The following is a 17,117-nucleotide window of genomic DNA, read 5'->3' as shown; positions in this document are numbered from 1 at the left end:
ATTTTTCAATAGAACTTGATAAGATATTCAGGGGATGACTCCATGTTTGTAACAATGAATGTATATATGTAAGTCATTTGGTTTTCAGGTTTTTCAACTTTACAGACAACACGTCTTTCATAAGGCCAAGGACCTGCCTGATACATTAATTCACCATAAACTACAGCATAATCTACTTTGCTGTTTTTGTAATTTCATCAAGTTCATCTACAAGAGATGATGCCTTATCACGAAGTATAGCATTTTCTTTCAAACGAATTACATAGCCGATACCGTTTTCTTCACACTGTTTATACAAATCGGGTGTTGCAAAGCCACTATCTCCACGAAGGATAAGTTTAATTTCCGGAAAATCTTCAAGATATTCATCAAGTATAGGCTGCAGAAAGTCCACAACTCCTGTGCTTGAATACTGAGTCCTGTTGCGAAGCTGAATTTTAATCAAAACTCCTGTGATTTCATCATAGCAAACAAGTGGATGGTAACCGTTACTTTGACAGTGGAAGTTAAATACTTTGCCTTCCTGCTTGCCATAGGCATTAAGAAGTGTTGAGTCCAAATCTAAAATGATAGCTTCCGGCATCTGAATACTATAAACTTTCTTTCGAAGAATTTGATTTATTGAAAGGAACTGATTCAGCGAATCCTCATCCATTCAATTATGAAATCTTGAAATGGTTGGTTGTGATTAAAGTGCCTTTATTTAGCACTGCTTTAAACACAGGAACATTTGTAAGTTCATCTGAAGAATCAGCTAAGGAGTATTTGAAAAATGAAACCTAGAGAATTATGTGAAAAAGCCTGGAAGGAAATAGCGGGAAATTTCACTGATTTTAAGATAATAAGCAAAGGACAGACACTAAAGAAAACATCTAAAAATAAGGACCTTACCTATGAAATTCACTTTCAAGCCAATAGAAACAACTATGAGTGTAGCGTAGAATTCATACCGCATATTGCCATATATTCAAAAGGCATGAAAAAAGCAAATATTAATAATGGTTTTGTATTTGGTGGTGAGATGGGATCTCTGCTAGGAAGAACTCCATTTAAATGGTGGCAGTTGTCGGGTGCAAGCTATAAATATACTGTGGAAGAAATTAGCGGACTTATCAGAGATCATATAATACCTATATTTGACGATTTTGAAGATACAGAAACCAATGTTGAAAAAATTATGAACGATAAGCCGGCTATCCACAACCTACTGTACTATATCTATTACTTTGGGGGAAAAGATAAGGCTGAAAAGTATTTTAATAAGATACTTAAAGAAGATAAGCTTAAGAATAAGTACATCAGTTTTTATAATAAGTTAAAAGAAATGCCTAAGGAAGAGATTTCTCAGGTGTGTAATGAGTTTAATGGTGCCAGATTGATACAGTTTGCATATCTAAATGGACTAAGGATTGAAAAATAATTACGGTTAAGGATACCTTTTTCCGATAAGAATAAGGAGGCTAAATGAACGAATTTAACAAGTACAAATTATTAAGCGAAGGGAAAGCTTTTGGAGATAGGGCTAAAATTGCTTTAGTATTACTTGATAGCAAAACAGCTTATGAAGAGTTAAAAGTGGAGGGTGCACAAACTTCAGTTCCGGGAAGTTATAGCTGTGTCGATGGAGATCCGGCTGCAATACTTGAAATGATAACGATAGAATTGATATGCCGCAATCCTCGTGATACCTGGTATTTGCCTGACAATGTAAAATTTTGGGACAGGAGATTTGGCAGTTTGTTTGAAACAAAGTTCTTTTGTTATGATGACGATGTAGGAACCTGGAACAAAATACTGAATAAATTCTTTATAAAGCTGCAGTGGATGCCAAAAAGAGAAGATTATAGTTCAACAAAAAGTTATAATAATGCATGGGGATATTTTGCAGAGCTTTTGGCGGTTGTAAAAGAAAATAATCATCCTGAATTTAATATTTATTATGAGATTGCTACCGGGAAAGGTATGAGTGAATCAGTATTTGACAGAAAGCTAAAAGAGCTGGCTGAATTAAAACAGTCATTTGTAAAAGGGTAAATATTAATAAAGATAAATCTTACCGAGGTGGGGGAGGTTTTAATGAGTGAAAATGAACTTATGGATTTGAAACAACAAATGATTAAGCTGTTTGAACATTTAAGCAATGAAAATATTATTACAGGTGTAAGTGCCAATGATTTAGATAGTCAAACATTTGAAGAGTCGGTTATTTTACTGAGAGATACACTCAAAGAAAAATATCCAAATACAAAATTGAAAAAAATTATGAAAAGCGTTCATTATGCAAACGGCTTTAGTGATTTGGACTTAAAGCAAAGTGCATTTATACTTGATGAAATTGAGCAGTATCTTTGCATAAATAAATTTCTTAATCATGATAAGTCGGTTAAGTATTTTAATAAGCGTATAGTATCGAATGAGTTTGAAATAAATCCACAAAATATGGTTTTGCTTATGATAGAAAGCTTACTTTGCAGTAATAGTAAATTGTAGTTTTAAAATATTTTTTGGAGAATTGAAAATGGGAATAATAGCAAATTATCAATATTTAAGCAATAGAAACTTAAAAGAAATGAAGCTCTTTTATAATGAAGCAGTTGAGGATATTGAAGATGTTAAAGATGGTAATGATGATATAGAAATACAATTTGGCATGGATAAGATGTGGGATGCTATGCACTTTGTACTGACAGGAGTGGGTAAGGATGATGCTATGGAAAATAATCCTCTTAGTGAGGCTGTTTTTGGAGTAAATTCTATTAAAAACTCAGAGGAGTATATAGCTTATACACAAAAGTCGAAGGTTAAGGATATAGTACTTGCACTTGAAGATTTTGATATAGAGAAAGCCTTGGATAACTTAAATATGAGCCGGTTTAAAAAAGCAAATATATACCCGAATACCTGGGATTATGAAGAAGATGCTGATAAAATAAGAGAAGAATTAATGACATACTTCCAAAGACTAAGAGATTTTTATAAGAAAATACTTGAAGTGAACGGAAATGTAGTGATTATTATTTGCTAGTATAATAGAAGGGGAGATCGGAAATAGGAGAATATATGTATTTAGGTAATCGAAAGTTTTTGAAGGATTCTTTGGAAGTGGCACATGAGTATCTTAAAGCGGCTATGCAGGATGAAAAATCTGCGGTTATACTTGAGAGCAGGGAACTTTATAATCAGGCTGTGTACTTTTATGTGCAGGCTATGGAAAAGCAAATTAAAGCAAAAATTGCCAGGATTGTGGATGTGACAAATTCTTATTATAAGGAAATGATAAAAAAGACCATAGGGCATTCACTTGATAAGTCAATTGAGATATTGGTCCAGATATACGGTAAAGGCGATGCTATGGTGGAGGACAGGCTAAGAGAACAACTGCTTACAAAGGTTCTAAAAGATATCAAATTCTCGGCACTGCACAATAAAACCAGATATCCGGATTTTGATGAGAATAAGAAAAAGTATGCTATAATAGAGATGGGCAAGATAGATTGTGTGGAGCTTGCAAAAATGCTTAAGGGACTTAAGCTGTATTTAAAGGATTTGGAGAGGTATACCGATTTATAGTGAACTAAGAGATGGAAATAACAGAAAACAGTTTTATAGTTAGGCATGGTAATAAATATGTGTGATTATTGTTCAGATATCAAAAAAACAGAAGACTTTTCTTCGCCCAAACTATATGAAGATACTATAGAGTATATTAAGGATCTTGTTGAAAAAAGAGGTTTTATAATTGTTGAAGGCAACTGTAAATTAGGTGAACATATGAAAGACGGACATTGGATTGATGATATTATTTACCATATCATTAAATGTCCGAAATGCGGTAAAAAATTCACCTGCATTGTAAATACATATAGAGGTGGAGGGTCTTTTGAATAATAAATTAAGTTTGAACAAAGGAGAATTATGAACTTTTTATTTGTAGCACTTGGTGGAGCGATTGGGGCAATGGCAAGATATGCTATAAGTCTTATCCCGGTTAAAACAGGATTTCCAATACTTACACTTATTACAAATATAGCAGGTGCAATAATAATCGGTTTTATTGTAGGGTTTACAAGTAACAAAGACAATATATCAGGTAATACAGTACTGTTTTGGAAGACAGGTGTATGTGGCGGATTCACTACATTTTCAACATTTTCACTGGAAGCGTTTAACTTGCTTGATAATAAGCAATACACATTAGGCGGATTATATATTGTACTAAGTGTTACATGCTGTATATTAGGCATATTATGCGGAGAGAAGCTGGCAACAGTGGTAAAATTATAAAAAGTAGAAAATGCCGAGAGGAATAAGATATGCTTTTAGATGAAGAAAGATATGCTAGTGTTATCGAATACGGTAAGGATGCGGTAATTAAAATTAACGAAGGTAATTTAAAAGAGGGATTTGAAATTGCAGATAAAGGCTGGGATGCATTTCCTGAGTCGGGAGCTAACTGGAATCAGGGCTATGGATATGCAAAGAACTTCTTTAAAAAAGCTCTAGAAAATAATGATTTGGTGAATGCCAAAATATGGCTTGAGAGAATGACGGAAAATAATGATAACTTACATTTATTTGATGAAGAGCTTGAACATATGAAGGCAAAGTATGCATATGAAAACGGTGAGCTTGATAAAGCCTTTGAAATATGGCGAAAACTTGTAAAGATAAAGGCGGTAAGCTATAGATACTTTGATAATGACGATCCTAAGTATAAGGAGTTCTATAAGTCAAGAAAATAAAACAAAGGCACATAGCTTTGAGAAATTCTTTTGCTATGTGCTTATTTAGTTTATGAGAATCTGCCGTTAGCCATCTCATAGGTTTTATCCGAAAGTGACATTGTAGATTTTCTATGTGAAACCAGAACAATGGTCTTTCCGGCACTTTCTTCTGAAAGTGATTTTAATATAATGCCCTCATTTAAAACATCCAGATTGCTGGTAGGCTCATCCAAAAGCAGGAAGTCACCGTCATGTAAGAATGCTCTTGCAAGCCCTATACGCTGCTTTTCACCATCTGATAGCGAATCACCCAGCTCGCCGACACACGTATCATAGTCATTTGGAAGACTTATTATAAAGTCATGTATACTTGCTTTCTTAGCTGCATTTTGAATCTCTTCAAGACTTGCATTTTGCTTTGCAACTCTTATATTATCGGCAATAGTTCCTTGGAACATTACAGTTTCCTGAGTAACATAGCCTGTCATTTCACGAAGATCCTCGGTGTTAACATTCTTAATATTCTTTCCTGAAATATGCACTTCACCTGTTTTTACATCCCAAAATCTCATGAGCAGTTTCAATAGTGTAGATTTACCGGAACCGCTCACACCATGTATTCCGAGTACTTGACCCTTCTTTATATCAAGAGAAACATTATCAAGTATAGTTTCATCTCCATATGAGAAGTTTACACACTCAACATCTGCACCTTCAAATACAGTATTTTCTTTACCTGATACTTCTTCAACTACCGGTTCTTCCTCAAGCAATGAAAGTACACGCTCACCACAGGCAAGAGTCTGATTGAGATTGTTTGACAAAGAAGACAGTGCAACAGTAGGTCCGAATGAACTCATCATAGCCAATGTTGCAATAAGCATCTGTGAAAATCCTATGCTTTCATTCTTATAAAGCATCAGCATACAAAAGAACATTAACCATGAGAAAAGCTGGATAACAAGGTTTGTCGCAGCTCTTTGAGAACCCTCGAAAAAGCTGAGCTTTCTTTGATTATCAGACAGTTCTAAAGACTTTAAGTCCATCTCATTTAAGCGCACCTCACCCTGATTGTACTGAAGTATTTCGTCTACTCCATACATACTGTTGATAACAAAGTTGTTTAGTTCGCCTACATTATTTCTAAATTTCATTCCGGCATCTGCACTGCGACTTCCATTCCAAAGTGGAAGAGCAATTCCTACAGTCATATATGCAAGTAATGAAATGATACCTGCAATATGGTGCTGAGCCCATATAAATATCACCATTATAAGAGAGGTGATAAAAGCTATAGCTATAGGTGATATGGTATGTGCAAAGAACACCTCTAAAAGTTCGATATCGCTTGTGATAATTGTAATAAGATTTCCCTTTTCCTTTCCCTCAAGCTTGGCAGGACATAGCTTTCTAAGTACAGCAAAAATCTTATGCCTTATTATTGCAAGTATTCGGAATGCGATATAGTGATTACAGTATTGCTCTCCATAGTGAAGAATACCCCTTGCAACAGCTATTACAATAAGTGATATGAATATTGTTTTTGAAATGTCGGGAGCAGAAGTAAATCCTTTATTTAACAGAGTATAAAGTCCGTAAAGAATACCATATCCGCCTGTTATGGTAAGGAAGATAGCACATAAAAAGCCAAGGATTCCAAGGAAAATTCCAAGTAACATAACACCTGTTAAGGGCTTTACCAAAACGATAAGACTTCTCATAATGGAAAGTCCTGATCTTCTTGTAGTTTGTTTCATTATCCTACTACCTCCTTTCTTTTTGAGAAATTCTCAAGATTCATCTGCTCTGTAAACAGTTTCTCATAAGCACCTTTATTGTTCATTAGCTCAGAGTGAGGTCCTGATTCAACGATACTTCCGTTTTTAAGCATAAATATCTTATCACTGTCAACTACATTTGCCAGTCTATGTGATATAAGTATAACGGTTTTGGCTTTTGATAACTTATGTATTACATTCATTATTATCTCTTCACTGCCTGCATCAACATTTGAAGTAGCTTCATCAAATATATATACCGGAGTATTGTGAAGAAGGGCCCTTGCAAGTGAGAGTCTTTGCTTTTGCCCTCCAGAGAGATTGCTTGCATTTGAAGTAAGCTTTGTATCAAGTCCGTCTTGAGAATTGATAAAGGCAAGAAGGTTGACTTTCTCAAGAACATCATTCATTTCTTTTTCTGTAGCATTCGGATTGCCCATCAAAAGATTATCTCTTACAGTACCTGCAAATATCCAGCTGCTATGGCCTACCAAAGTAAAATGACTAAGTATGGTTTCACTTGTGAGCTCATTATGCTCATCATTGTTTATCTTCAGACTTCCGCTGTACTTTGGATTTTTACCCATAAGTATGCCTGCTATGGTAGATTTACCTGAGCCTGATACACCTACTATTGAAACAAATGATTTTGGATCAATAGTCATATTTATTTTATTTAATATGGTCTTACTTAAATCATATGAGAAAGAAAGATCTTCAAGTGATATTTTAATTTCATTATCACTTATTTCTTTATTTCCTCTTTGCTGTTCAGGAAGATCGAGGAATGCAAATATACGATCGCTTGCCTTCATTCCGTTCATACCTATATGAAAAAAACTTCCTAAGATTCTCATTGGAAGGAAAAATTCAGCGGCAAGGAATAAGATCATAAGCATTCCATAAAGAGAAACTTCACCTTTGTAAAACTGTGAAAGTGCACTGATAATTCCTACAGCGGCACCGCCATATGCCACTATATCCATAACAGAAGTACTGTTAAGCTGCATCATCAAAACTTTCATTGTTATTTTTCTAAATTGTTCCGACTCTCTATCCATATCATCTGCAGCAGCTTTATCCGCCTGATATATCTTAAGAGTTGTCATACCTTGTAACTTTTCAAGGAAGATGTCACCAAGACTGTAATATATGTCAAAGTAACGACTGAGCAGCTTTTTAGCTACTAACATTACAAGCATTATAACAATGGGTATAAGAGGTACTGCTACAAGAAGAATAACGGCAGATTTCATACTGATTCTCATTACAACTATGAATAGAGTCAATGGAGCAAGTAATGAGTAGAAAAATTGACTCAAATATCTGCTGAAATATACTTCAAGCTGTTCCACCCCCTCACCTGCCATTTGCACTATTTCAGAGGTATGTACCTGTTCTCTATAGGCAGGACCTAAGTGAAGTACCTTTTCATAGATACGGTTGCGCAAGATTCTCTTTACATTTGCACCTGCATGAAAACTTGCTTTAGTGTAGAGTTTATCACATACTGCTCTTATCAAAACACCTACAATTACGACAATAACAACTCTTGGAATATGAGATTCAAAGGCTGTATCTAAGAAAACTTCTTGAATAAGTCCGGTAATATTTATTGCAATGATTATTTGCATAATAAGAGATATCCATTGCCAAAGAACTTGGTAGAGGATATACTTTCCGGAGCCTTTCAAAAGACGAATAAGTCTCATCTTGATCATAAATTAAAGACCTCCATATTATTTAGTAATATCAATAAATATAGCATATTTGGAATACCTAACTCAGGGCTATATTTTTAATTTAGCTTTTAAAGATGTAAGAGCATGCTTTATACACATAATTGGGTGGTAAAACATGATACGTGGTCCTGAATAACGCATTACCTCTTTGATTTTTACTTTCATATCAGGAGAATAACAGTGAACCTTACAATTACTGCAAAAACTTTTGCTTTCCATAAATGGGCAATGCTCAATTCTTGAGCGTGCATAGTCCATAAGCTTCTGACAATCTTTACATAGAGCGGTATTATGGCCATGCTTCCCATGACAGTATATTTCTATCATCCGAGTTACGGCCTGTAATTCATCCTGCCTTTTCTTTTCTGCTTTTTCTGAATTCATATAATTTATCCTTTCAATGTAGAAAAATGAAATTAAAGATTCAATAATAAACGTAGATTATGTATATATAAATATAGCATGATTTAAGGTGTTTTTCTATGATAAAAGGTTAGGGGCACCTAAAATATTAGTTGTATTTTGGCTGGAAATGAAAAAGTTAAAATGATAGAATAAAAACATGATAAATCTTGAAAGGAATATATAAATGTTTTCAAAAATAAAAGAAAGAGGCTTAAATACAAGTGATTTAAAGTTAATTGCTATTGTGGCAATGACAATAGATCATTTGACATGGCTGCTTTTTCCGGGGCTTCAAAGAGTCTGGTTTGTATTTGCACTCCATATAATAGGACGACTTACCGCTCCTATCATGTGGTTTTTTATAGCGGAAGGCTCATATTATACAAGAGATTCCGTTAAGTATATAAAGAGATTGTTTTTATTTGCCGTAATATCACATTTTGCATACAGTTTTGCTTTTGGACTTAGTGCAGTGCCTTTTAAAAGCGGAATATTCAATCAGACAAGTGTTATATGGTCACTTGCCATAGGTGCGACGCTGATATTTGCAGTGCAAAAACATAAATTGTCAGGTATTGTAACGGTATTTCTTATAATACTTGCAAATCTGCTTTCATTCCCTGCGGATTGGTCATGTATTGCGGTTATGGTTCCTTTTTTCCTATATATGCACAGAGGAGATTTTAAAAAGCAGGCAATTGATTATATTATTTTTGCCATGGTATATGCCGCAGTTTATTTTATATTTATAGACAGAGTTTACGCAGTGCTACAGCTGTTTATATGTTTGTGCCTACCGCTTTTAAAAATGTATAATGGTGAAGTCGGAAGCAATAAGAGTATGAAATGGTTGTTTTATATTTACTATCCGGCACATTTGTTTTTAATAGGTTTTATCAGAATATTATTATATGGAAATGTAAATATTTTATTTTAATATAAGGGGGAAATATGGTAAAAGGTTGGAAAGATAAGCTTGAAAATCATGTAAATCTAAATGAGAAAATTTTTGTTGATATGAAGGCAAAAGGAAATGCAGAGTATGACTTTTGTTGCTTTGGAGTGGATGGAAACGGAAAACTCTCAGATGACAGATATATGATTTTTTACAATCAAAAGACTAGCCCTAAAGCTGAGGTAAGTGAGGAAGATATAGCTGATGGAGTAAGATATACTCTAAATCTTTCAACAATTCCCGACTTTATCAACAGACTGGTATTTACTGTAAGTATTGACGGTAACAAGACTATGGGAGAGATGAATAGCCTTGAGACTAAAGTATATCAATCCGGAGCCAAGGATATAGAAATGACACTTGGAGGCAATGATTTTTCCAATGAAAAGGCGGTTATTGCTATGGAAATATACCGTAAGGATGTTTGGAGAATAGGCTTCGTGGCAAGCGGATTTGACGGTGGACTGTCTGCACTTTTAAAATACTTCGGTGGAGAAGAAGTAGTAAGTGAACCGGTACAGGAGTCTGTTGTGGCGGAACCTGTAAAAGTATCCCTTGAAAAGAAGATGGAGAAAGCACCTGAGCTTATAAGTCTTGTAAAACCTTTGGTATTTGAGCTAAAGAAAAAGAATCTTGAGACTACAGTGGCAAGGGTAGGTCTTGTTCTTGATATTTCAGGATCTATGGTACCGAGGTTTAAAAACGGCACGGTACAGTCGATTGTAAATAAGACATTGCCTCTGGCGGTACAGTTTGATGATGACGGAGAACTTGATTTTTGGTTTTACGGAACTACAGCCAGGAAGATGAACAGCGTGAATTTAAAAAACTACACGACGGCTGTCCCTGAAGATTGGAAACATCTGATGTTGGATCTTGGAGGAAGAAATAATGAGCCTATTGTAATGAGAATGGTAGTGGATGAATATAAGGATACCAAGATACCTGCCTATGTACTTTTTATTACAGACGGAGGAGTAAACCAAAAAAGGGAAATACAAAATATCATCACAGAGGCCTCACATCTGCCGATTTTTTGGCAGTTTGTGGGTGTAGGCGGCAAGAATTACGGTATACTTGAAAAGCTGGATACCATGAGTGGAAGATATGTGGATAATGCAGGATTTTTTGCATTGGATGATTTTAAAAAGGTATCAAATGAAGAGCTCTATGCCAGATTATTGGAAGAGTTTCCTTCATGGCTTGAGAAAATAAGGGAAAAAGGGATGATATAAGTATTTGCATGTATTTAAGGAGATAGTGGATGTACTATACGATTACATTAAATCCGGCTATAGATATGCTTACAAAGGTTGAAAACTTTGGACTTGGTAAGTTAAACAGAACCGGAGAATCTGATTACGTTGTAGGTGGAAAGGGTATAAACATTTCACTTCTACTTAAAAATATTGGTAAAGAAAATAAGGCATTGGACTTTATAGCAGATTTTACAGGATATTTTATAAAAGATGAATTAAAAAAGCAGGGAATAGAATCAAACTTTGTTGAGACAAAAGGTTTTATAAGAATCAATATCAAGTTGACTACAGATACCGAGACTGAAATCAATTCTCAAAGCAGTAAGGTAAGTGCAGAAAATATAAAAGAGTTTTTTAATACGCTTGAAGAATTAAACAGTGAGTATACCTAAAGTGGAATTTTTGGTGATGTGGCAATTGTAATATGATAACTATACTAAAGCTATAAGTAATAGATTTATTTTACAGTGAAAGCTGATATGAAAGGTTTTGTGATGAGAATAGCAGTCAGTGCTTGTTTAATTGGTGAGAATTGCAAATATAGCGGTGGGAATAATTATAGTGAAAAAGTAATCGACTATATTAAAGGTAATGAGGTGTTGCCTGTTTGTCCGGAGGTTCTGGGAGGATTACCGGTGCCAAGGGAATCGGCAGAAATTGTAAACGGTATAGTCAGCCATAAGGACGGTACCTCAGTGGATAAAGAATTTAGAAAAGGTGCAAAAAAAGCGTTGGAAACAGTAAAAGAACAAAAGATAGATCTGGTTATATTGCAATCAAGGAGTCCATCATGTGGAGTTAATGCAATATATGACGGTTCTTTTTCAGGCAAGCTGATTTCCGGTAAAGGAGTATTTGCAGATTTACTGCAAAAGAATGGGATAAAGGTGATTGATGTATCAGATTTATAGATACTGTGGTTTGGAATTGTAATTTCAATATTTTGTTTTGGAAGCACTGAACCGTTTAGTTATGTATATACTAAGCATTGTAATGCATCAAATATTACGGAAAGACTAATTGTAAAGGATAAGTGCGGTGAATAATAATTTAATAATAGAAACAAATAACCTTACCAAAACTTTTTACGGTAAGGAGCTGTAATATGCATGTTGAAAAAGGTATGATTTATGGATTTTTAGGTGCAAATGGGGCAGGGAAAACGACAGTATTTAAACTCCTATCAGGACTTCGTATACCTACTATGGGTAAGGTGAGAGTACTTGGGATGGATATTGTTTCAAGGCGACCTGATATTTTATCACAAATCGGTACTTTGATTGAAACTCCTATTTTTTATGAGCATTTGTCAGCAGAGGAAAATTTAAAAATCCATCTTGCATATATGGGCAAGGAAGATGGAGATATAGAGGATATTTTATCTAAAGTAGGATTAGAGAATACAGGTATTCAGCCGGTGTCTACATTTTCACTGGGAATGCGTCAGCGTTTGGCTATCGCAAGGGCAATTGTGCATAAGCCGAAACTGCTGATTTTGGATGAGCCTATTAACGGTCTTGATCCTATGGGAATAAGAGAAATGAGGGATCTGTTCTTTAATCTTGCAAAAGCTTATGGCATGACCTTGCTTATTTCAAGTCATATTTTGACGGAAATTGAGCATATTGCAGATACTATAGGTGCAATTGTAAAGGGTAATATAGTGAGAGAGGTTTCAATGGATAAGGTAAGGGCAGAATATCCGTCAGGTCTGGAAGATTATTTTATGGATATAATGACAGGGAGGAAAGAAAATGAAAACGATTATTAGATTGGAATTAAAAAAGAATAAAATCAGTACTTATATAATAGCGGATATTATTATAGCTATTACAATGCTTGGTTTTCTTTTTCTTTTTGCATATGCTCCTTTGATAGAGCCGGGCGATAAGGATATGGCGATTTTTTCAGGATATAATAATCTTATTCCGCTGTTTGATGTATTTAATATGGCGGTATTTTGTGTGATGTCATCAGTTATGTATTCAAAATTTGTTATTGAAGATTATTCGGGTAAGCGTCCTATTTTACTTTTTTCATATCCGGTAAGTAGAAAAAAGGTTGTTTTATCAAAACTTTTTATAGTTTGTGGATTTACTGTCATCTCAATGTTTATCAATAATTTTATTATTTTCTTGATATTTGGTATAACTGAAAATTTCATACATCTTGTGGGCAAAAATTTTACATTTCATATCATCTTGCAAATCGCTGAAAATACCATAATTATGTCAATTATAGCTGCAAATATAGGAATTATAGCAGTGGGAGCAGGTTTTATTAAAAAATCCGTACCGACAACAATTGTTTCTGCGGTGCTGTTGGCTTCATTAATGTGTAATATAGTTGTAAATGCAAGTATAAACAAGGTAGCGATATATGTATTAACAGTGATAATGGTAATTATCGGTATAGTATGTTCAGGTTTTCTGATTAAAAAAATAAATATTATGGAGGTTTAAAAATGGAACAAAAAATTGAGAGAACGGTAGATAATTGGCTTGAAAAAATAGCATCGGGATTGTATTTATACAGTATATTCTGCGGTATTTTACTTATAATTTTTGGAGTGATTATTTTATTCAAAAAAAGAAGAGATAATAAATTTGTTTTCTATAGCGGCTTTGTCAGCATTGCGTTAGGCTTTATTGCTATTATAAGCGGAATTGTACAGATGTGATATAATGAAATACGATTTGAATTACATTAATTTGGCAGTATGTGGCTTAAAATTTTATAAGGGTAAATAAAGCTTTATAGTTTTATTGTTTGGATTTTTAGTGTATATTAAGCTGTAAATAAAAATTTCTATAGATCTTTTAGATTTTAATTGAATGAAGGATACTTATAACTTTCTTTGCAATTAAAATGATAATTATGTATAAAGATAAATTTAGTATTTATGAGGTGTTTAGTTGGGTAATTGTGTTTATATTATTTCAGGACCGCCTGCTGTTGGGAAAAGCAGTGTCAGTAATGAGTTGGCTTATACTTATGATAAAAGTGCCGTTATAGAAGGGGATATGATTTATCTGATGATTAGAAGCGGTTTGGTGGCACCTTGGGAAGATAAGGGATACTATATGGATTTGCTTTGGGATAATATAATAAGTATTACCGATAATTTAATTAAAAGAGATATTACAGTAATAATAGAATATGTAATATTTAAGGAGCAAATTAAAAAAATTGAAAGTTTTTTAAAAGCAAGGCAAATAAAATTAAAATACTGTGTTTTGTTGGCAGAAGAACAGACACTTAAAGAAAGAGATTTATCAAGAAAAGAAATAGAAAGAACCGGTGATTTATCGATTAGATCAAGAGAGGAGTTTTTATCTAAAAATATCAGTAGTGATAAATTACTTTATACAGATAATTTAGACATTAAAGAGATTGCTAATATAATAAAATCTTCAGATAGATTTTTTGTTTAAAGGTTATGATTTGCAAAAGTATATTACAAATAGAAAGATTTATAAATAATGGGTATAAAAGTAAAGGATTATTATAATGTTCCTTATTTGGAAGAACTTGCCGATAAGATTTCGGCAGTAACTAAGGATTTCAATAAAGAGAAATTTTTTGAATTAACTAAGAGCAGTATAGAGGATCTTGAATTTAATCAAAGACAGGAACTTGTAGCTAAGGCATTGTATAAAGCATTTGATGTGGAATATAAGGATATAATTGATATTTTTACTAAGATTTTGGGAGATGAGTTAAGGGGTAATAGTGGTGCATTTACAGAGGGCTGGTGGTTGTGGCCAATCGGTAAATATGTTGAACTTTATGGAGATGAGTATTTAGATGTGAGTATAGCTTTCAGCAAGGAACTTACAAAAAGATTCACCTCGGAATATTGTATGAGACCTTTGATTAACAAAAATCCTGATAAAGCATTGAAGATATTAAGGGATTGGAGTAAGGACAGCCATGAAAGAGTTAGAAGACTCTCAAGCGAATGTTTAAGGATAAGACTTCCATGGGCAAAAAAGCTCTTTACAGCTTTGGAATATTTTGATGAGTATTTTGAGATTTTAAGTAATTTAAAGGATGATAGGGACAAATATATACAAAAAAGTGTGGCAAACAATTTAAATGATTTGTATAAGGAAGATCCGGATAAATTTTACTTTATAATAAACAAATGGAAAAGTGATAATATCAGTAAAGAGTGTGAGTGGGTTATAAAACATGGTTCAAGGAATGTAAAAGAAGGATAGATAAATAAAATCGCTAATATTTATAAGGCATTTATTATTTGTGTGTAATGCATAAATAATAAATGCTTTTTTGTTGCATTTGTTGGTATTCATCAGATATTATTTGAGTATTTGCCTGTAAACTATCCGCCGGATAATATACTTAATATAAAAAAGATGTTATGAATACACTAAGAGTTTATTGGAGATCCTGCTTTACAAGTTAAGTAAGGGGATTTGAGAGAGCGATATGCAGTGGATTTAATATCTCAATGGACTTATTAGAGATTACAGCTCATATCAGTTATGGAGGTGGTACTAAAAGAGATAAAGCTATGTAATAAAAGTATAAAAGAGAATTTAGATATCGTATAAATTTATTTTACGGAATCTAAAAATGGAAAGGAAAGGATCAAATGTATGGAACAGATAAATAAAACTTATATAAATATTCTCAAGGCAATATTTTTTATATCTTTAGTATTAGCCTTTCTGAGTGTATTCACAAAAACATCATATGCCATGATAGGGGGTGTAATAGGTGTTTTTGAATATAAGGATGAGAATAATACTTTGATAAAGACTGATCAAAAAAGTATGAACAATGTAGGTGGTATAACTGAGTATGAAGTATTGCTTGATGATGAATTTAGAGTAAATGGAAAAGTGTATAGAACAGATATAGTTCAAAGTGATATTGATCCTTCAAGAGGCACTTATAATCCTACAGATAACAAATTCAGAGCTAATGACGGACCGCATTGGCCGATTTTCGGACCTGATGTGACTATTGCACCTCCATATACAGTGAGATGCACCACACAAGGATTTTCTTATAGTATCAGATATATGGATGAAGCTGGTAATGAGCTTATACCATCAAGTTACGGAGTGGTTTACACTAATGAATGGATGGATCTGACTATGGAATTTAGTGCGACTCTGTATGATCCGGGAACGGTGTATGTAGTAAAGCAGCAGCAGGCATATCCTCCTGCAAATTATGTATATAATTCAGCTACTGATGCTAAGGTAATGGTAGGTCCGGATGCACCTGTGCAAACATATTATCTTATAAAATGTGTAAAAAAACCTGTACCGTTAAACTATACCATACATTATGTGGATGAATCGGGTAATACTTTGATACCGGATATAGCAGGAAGTATTCCTAATCAGGATATTATGACATGGATACCTTTAAATACTGAGTTTAGCGCAACAGTATATGATGCAGGAAATGTGTATAAGATAAAACAAACACAAGCATATCCGGCATCAATATACAACTATATTTCAGCTTCTGATGCTAAGGTGTTTGTAGGAAGGGATACAGGCACAGGTAGTATCTATGATGATTTCAGAATAGTTTGTGAAAGGAAAGTTTCACCGGGAACGACACCGACACCGGGAACAACACCTACCCCCGGAACAATTCATAATAATTATACAATTGTTTGTGTAAAGGAAGACTCTACTAAAATACCGAATAAAATTAGTGATGTAATTGAAGCCGAGAAAAAGCCTTTGGCGACACCAAGTGATATAGTCACTATCAGACCGAATAGCAGAGGTGCAGATGGTGATGATGACTCAGGCGGCAGTTCAGGAAGAGGTGGAAATTCAGGCGGTGGTAACAGTACTTCCGAAATCAGAAAGAATCCGAATGACAGCTCTACATCTACAAAGGTAAAACAGGGTTGGATTTTAGAGAATGATACATGGTATTACTATTCAGGAACTTCAAGAAGTACATTGAAAAAGGGATGGCATCATGATTCTCAGGATGGTCGTTGGTATTATCTGGATCTAAATACCGGAGCAATGCTTATGAATTGGCAGTTGATAAATAATAATTGGTATTATTTTAATCCATATACACCTAAATGGACCTGGGAACTTAGAAATGACGGTGAATGGTATTATAAGAATCTTGAAAACTCAAGACCTCTTGGCTCAATGTATTCAAATGAGAAAACACCTGACGGATACAATGTGGATGGAAACGGTTACTATGTTCATTAAATGAAGTTTATTTGTTAAAGTGACTTA

The 17,117-nt window shown here is 33.9% G+C and carries 21 protein-coding genes and 1 pseudogene; 18 read left to right on the top strand and 4 right to left on the bottom strand.

Going from position 1 to position 17,117, the window contains the following annotated elements:
- Positions 1–8: 8 nt before the first annotated feature.
- Positions 9–752, bottom strand: a pseudogene (locus tag EHV10_RS01675) (IS1380 family transposase); the annotation flags it as partial.
- Positions 753–772: 20 nt separating this feature from the next.
- On the opposite strand from EHV10_RS01675, the gene EHV10_RS01670 reads away from it, so the two are divergent.
- From EHV10_RS01670 to EHV10_RS01635, 8 genes are read left to right on the top strand one after another with little or no spacing between them, the layout of a single operon-like run.
- Positions 773–1,420 carry a DUF4304 domain-containing protein gene (locus EHV10_RS01670; RefSeq protein WP_128673132.1) on the top strand — a complete coding sequence of 216 codons (648 nt, stop codon included), beginning with the start codon at positions 773–775 and terminating at the stop codon, positions 1,418–1,420.
- Between the two features lie 44 nt (positions 1,421–1,464).
- A complete protein-coding gene (locus tag EHV10_RS01665) occupies positions 1,465–2,034 on the top strand; it encodes a hypothetical protein (RefSeq protein WP_128673131.1) in 570 nt (189 codons plus the stop codon).
- Between the two features lie 42 nt (positions 2,035–2,076).
- Positions 2,077–2,490: a hypothetical protein gene (locus EHV10_RS01660; protein WP_128673130.1), complete on the top strand. Its 414-nt coding sequence runs from the start codon at positions 2,077–2,079 to the stop codon at positions 2,488–2,490.
- Between the two features lie 28 nt (positions 2,491–2,518).
- Positions 2,519–3,025 (top strand): YfbM family protein, encoded by a 507-nt coding sequence (locus EHV10_RS01655; protein ID WP_128673129.1) that lies wholly within the window; start codon positions 2,519–2,521, stop codon positions 3,023–3,025.
- Between the two features lie 35 nt (positions 3,026–3,060).
- On the top strand, positions 3,061–3,570 hold the full coding sequence (locus tag EHV10_RS01650) for a HEPN domain-containing protein (RefSeq protein ID WP_128673128.1): 510 nt from the start codon (positions 3,061–3,063) through the stop codon (positions 3,568–3,570).
- Positions 3,571–3,627: 57 nt separating this feature from the next.
- On the top strand, positions 3,628–3,888 hold the full coding sequence (locus EHV10_RS01645) for a hypothetical protein (protein WP_128673576.1): 261 nt from the start codon (positions 3,628–3,630) through the stop codon (positions 3,886–3,888).
- Positions 3,889–3,915: 27 nt separating this feature from the next.
- Positions 3,916–4,284, top strand: coding sequence for a fluoride efflux transporter CrcB (crcB, locus tag EHV10_RS01640; RefSeq protein ID WP_128673127.1), 369 nt, complete (start codon positions 3,916–3,918; stop codon positions 4,282–4,284).
- Positions 4,285–4,313: 29 nt separating this feature from the next.
- Entirely contained in the window at positions 4,314–4,742 is a 429-nt protein-coding gene (locus tag EHV10_RS01635; RefSeq protein WP_128673126.1) for a hypothetical protein, read from the top strand.
- Positions 4,743–4,792: 50 nt separating this feature from the next.
- Here EHV10_RS01635 and EHV10_RS01630 read toward each other — a convergent pair whose 3' ends face one another.
- The 3 genes from EHV10_RS01630 to EHV10_RS01620 form a co-directional block, all read right to left on the bottom strand.
- Positions 4,793–6,481 (bottom strand): amino acid ABC transporter ATP-binding/permease protein, encoded by a 1,689-nt coding sequence (locus EHV10_RS01630; protein ID WP_128673125.1) that lies wholly within the window; start codon positions 6,479–6,481, stop codon positions 4,793–4,795.
- The gene (locus EHV10_RS01625) at positions 6,481–8,223 is read right to left on the bottom strand and encodes an ABC transporter ATP-binding protein/permease (protein ID WP_128673124.1); all 1,743 of its coding nucleotides are present in this window, start codon (positions 8,221–8,223) and stop codon (positions 6,481–6,483) included. The genes EHV10_RS01630 and EHV10_RS01625 overlap by 1 nt, the downstream gene beginning before the upstream one ends.
- 69 nt (positions 8,224–8,292) lie before the next feature.
- Positions 8,293–8,628 carry a nitrous oxide-stimulated promoter family protein gene (locus EHV10_RS01620; protein WP_128673123.1) on the bottom strand — a complete coding sequence of 112 codons (336 nt, stop codon included), beginning with the start codon at positions 8,626–8,628 and terminating at the stop codon, positions 8,293–8,295.
- A 205-nt stretch (positions 8,629–8,833) separates the two neighbouring features.
- On the opposite strand from EHV10_RS01620, the gene EHV10_RS01615 reads away from it, so the two are divergent.
- From EHV10_RS01615 to EHV10_RS14830, 10 genes are all read left to right on the top strand, one after another.
- A complete protein-coding gene (locus tag EHV10_RS01615) occupies positions 8,834–9,586 on the top strand; it encodes a TraX family protein (RefSeq protein ID WP_128673122.1) in 753 nt (250 codons plus the stop codon).
- 14 nt (positions 9,587–9,600) lie between these two features.
- Positions 9,601–10,839, top strand: a complete 1,239-nt coding sequence (locus EHV10_RS01610) for a VWA domain-containing protein (RefSeq protein WP_128673121.1) — start codon at positions 9,601–9,603, stop codon at positions 10,837–10,839.
- A 29-nt stretch (positions 10,840–10,868) separates the two neighbouring features.
- The gene (locus EHV10_RS01605) at positions 10,869–11,255 is read left to right on the top strand and encodes a PfkB family carbohydrate kinase (RefSeq protein WP_243116038.1); all 387 of its coding nucleotides are present in this window, start codon (positions 10,869–10,871) and stop codon (positions 11,253–11,255) included.
- A 102-nt stretch (positions 11,256–11,357) separates the two neighbouring features.
- Positions 11,358–11,774 carry a DUF523 domain-containing protein gene (locus EHV10_RS01600; RefSeq protein WP_128673575.1) on the top strand — a complete coding sequence of 139 codons (417 nt, stop codon included), beginning with the start codon at positions 11,358–11,360 and terminating at the stop codon, positions 11,772–11,774.
- 194 nt (positions 11,775–11,968) lie between these two features.
- Complete coding sequence (locus EHV10_RS01595; protein WP_330508373.1) at positions 11,969–12,634, top strand: ABC transporter ATP-binding protein; 666 nt, start codon at positions 11,969–11,971, stop codon at positions 12,632–12,634.
- Positions 12,618–13,325, top strand: coding sequence for an ABC transporter permease (locus EHV10_RS01590; RefSeq protein WP_128673120.1), 708 nt, complete (start codon positions 12,618–12,620; stop codon positions 13,323–13,325). The genes EHV10_RS01595 and EHV10_RS01590 overlap by 17 nt, the downstream gene beginning before the upstream one ends.
- Before the next feature lie 2 nt (positions 13,326–13,327).
- Entirely contained in the window at positions 13,328–13,543 is a 216-nt protein-coding gene (locus EHV10_RS01585; protein WP_128673119.1) for a hypothetical protein, read from the top strand.
- 235 nt (positions 13,544–13,778) lie between these two features.
- A complete protein-coding gene (locus EHV10_RS01580) occupies positions 13,779–14,297 on the top strand; it encodes a P-loop NTPase family protein (RefSeq protein ID WP_128673118.1) in 519 nt (172 codons plus the stop codon).
- 48 nt (positions 14,298–14,345) lie between these two features.
- Positions 14,346–15,086, top strand: a complete 741-nt coding sequence (locus tag EHV10_RS01575) for a DNA alkylation repair protein (RefSeq protein WP_128673117.1) — start codon at positions 14,346–14,348, stop codon at positions 15,084–15,086.
- Positions 15,087–15,485: 399 nt separating this feature from the next.
- Positions 15,486–17,090: a hypothetical protein gene (locus EHV10_RS14830; RefSeq protein WP_243116037.1), complete on the top strand. Its 1,605-nt coding sequence runs from the start codon at positions 15,486–15,488 to the stop codon at positions 17,088–17,090.
- The last annotated feature ends 27 nt before the right edge of the window (positions 17,091–17,117 follow it).

The sequence above is a fragment of the Lachnoanaerobaculum gingivalis genome (assembly GCF_003862475.1).
Lineage (GTDB): Bacteria > Bacillota > Clostridia > Lachnospirales > Lachnospiraceae > Lachnoanaerobaculum > Lachnoanaerobaculum gingivalis.
This window is presented reverse-complemented; position numbering and strand designations above follow the sequence as displayed.

Excerpts from the sequence above, each read along its gene's own strand:
- EHV10_RS01670 (WP_128673132.1), top strand. The coding sequence starts at position 773 with ATGAAACCTAGAGAATTATGTGAAAAAGCCTGGAAGGAAATAGCGGGA.
- EHV10_RS01665 (WP_128673131.1), top strand. The coding sequence starts at position 1,465 with ATGAACGAATTTAACAAGTACAAATTATTAAGCGAAGGGAAAGCTTTT.
- EHV10_RS01660 (WP_128673130.1), top strand. The coding sequence starts at position 2,077 with ATGAGTGAAAATGAACTTATGGATTTGAAACAACAAATGATTAAGCTG.
- EHV10_RS01655 (WP_128673129.1), top strand. The coding sequence starts at position 2,519 with ATGGGAATAATAGCAAATTATCAATATTTAAGCAATAGAAACTTAAAA.
- EHV10_RS01650 (WP_128673128.1), top strand. The coding sequence starts at position 3,061 with ATGTATTTAGGTAATCGAAAGTTTTTGAAGGATTCTTTGGAAGTGGCA.
- EHV10_RS01645 (WP_128673576.1), top strand. The coding sequence starts at position 3,628 with ATGTGTGATTATTGTTCAGATATCAAAAAAACAGAAGACTTTTCTTCG.
- crcB (WP_128673127.1), top strand. The coding sequence starts at position 3,916 with ATGAACTTTTTATTTGTAGCACTTGGTGGAGCGATTGGGGCAATGGCA.
- EHV10_RS01635 (WP_128673126.1), top strand. The coding sequence starts at position 4,314 with ATGCTTTTAGATGAAGAAAGATATGCTAGTGTTATCGAATACGGTAAG.
- EHV10_RS01630 (WP_128673125.1), bottom strand. The coding sequence starts at position 6,481 with ATGAAACAAACTACAAGAAGATCAGGACTTTCCATTATGAGAAGTCTT.
- EHV10_RS01625 (WP_128673124.1), bottom strand. The coding sequence starts at position 8,223 with ATGATCAAGATGAGACTTATTCGTCTTTTGAAAGGCTCCGGAAAGTAT.
- EHV10_RS01620 (WP_128673123.1), bottom strand. The coding sequence starts at position 8,628 with ATGAATTCAGAAAAAGCAGAAAAGAAAAGGCAGGATGAATTACAGGCC.
- EHV10_RS01615 (WP_128673122.1), top strand. The coding sequence starts at position 8,834 with ATGTTTTCAAAAATAAAAGAAAGAGGCTTAAATACAAGTGATTTAAAG.
- EHV10_RS01610 (WP_128673121.1), top strand. The coding sequence starts at position 9,601 with ATGGTAAAAGGTTGGAAAGATAAGCTTGAAAATCATGTAAATCTAAAT.
- EHV10_RS01605 (WP_243116038.1), top strand. The coding sequence starts at position 10,869 with ATGTACTATACGATTACATTAAATCCGGCTATAGATATGCTTACAAAG.
- EHV10_RS01600 (WP_128673575.1), top strand. The coding sequence starts at position 11,358 with ATGAGAATAGCAGTCAGTGCTTGTTTAATTGGTGAGAATTGCAAATAT.
- EHV10_RS01595 (WP_330508373.1), top strand. The coding sequence starts at position 11,969 with ATGCATGTTGAAAAAGGTATGATTTATGGATTTTTAGGTGCAAATGGG.
- EHV10_RS01590 (WP_128673120.1), top strand. The coding sequence starts at position 12,618 with ATGAAAACGATTATTAGATTGGAATTAAAAAAGAATAAAATCAGTACT.
- EHV10_RS01585 (WP_128673119.1), top strand. The coding sequence starts at position 13,328 with ATGGAACAAAAAATTGAGAGAACGGTAGATAATTGGCTTGAAAAAATA.
- EHV10_RS01575 (WP_128673117.1), top strand. The coding sequence starts at position 14,346 with ATGGGTATAAAAGTAAAGGATTATTATAATGTTCCTTATTTGGAAGAA.
- EHV10_RS14830 (WP_243116037.1), top strand. The coding sequence starts at position 15,486 with ATGGAACAGATAAATAAAACTTATATAAATATTCTCAAGGCAATATTT.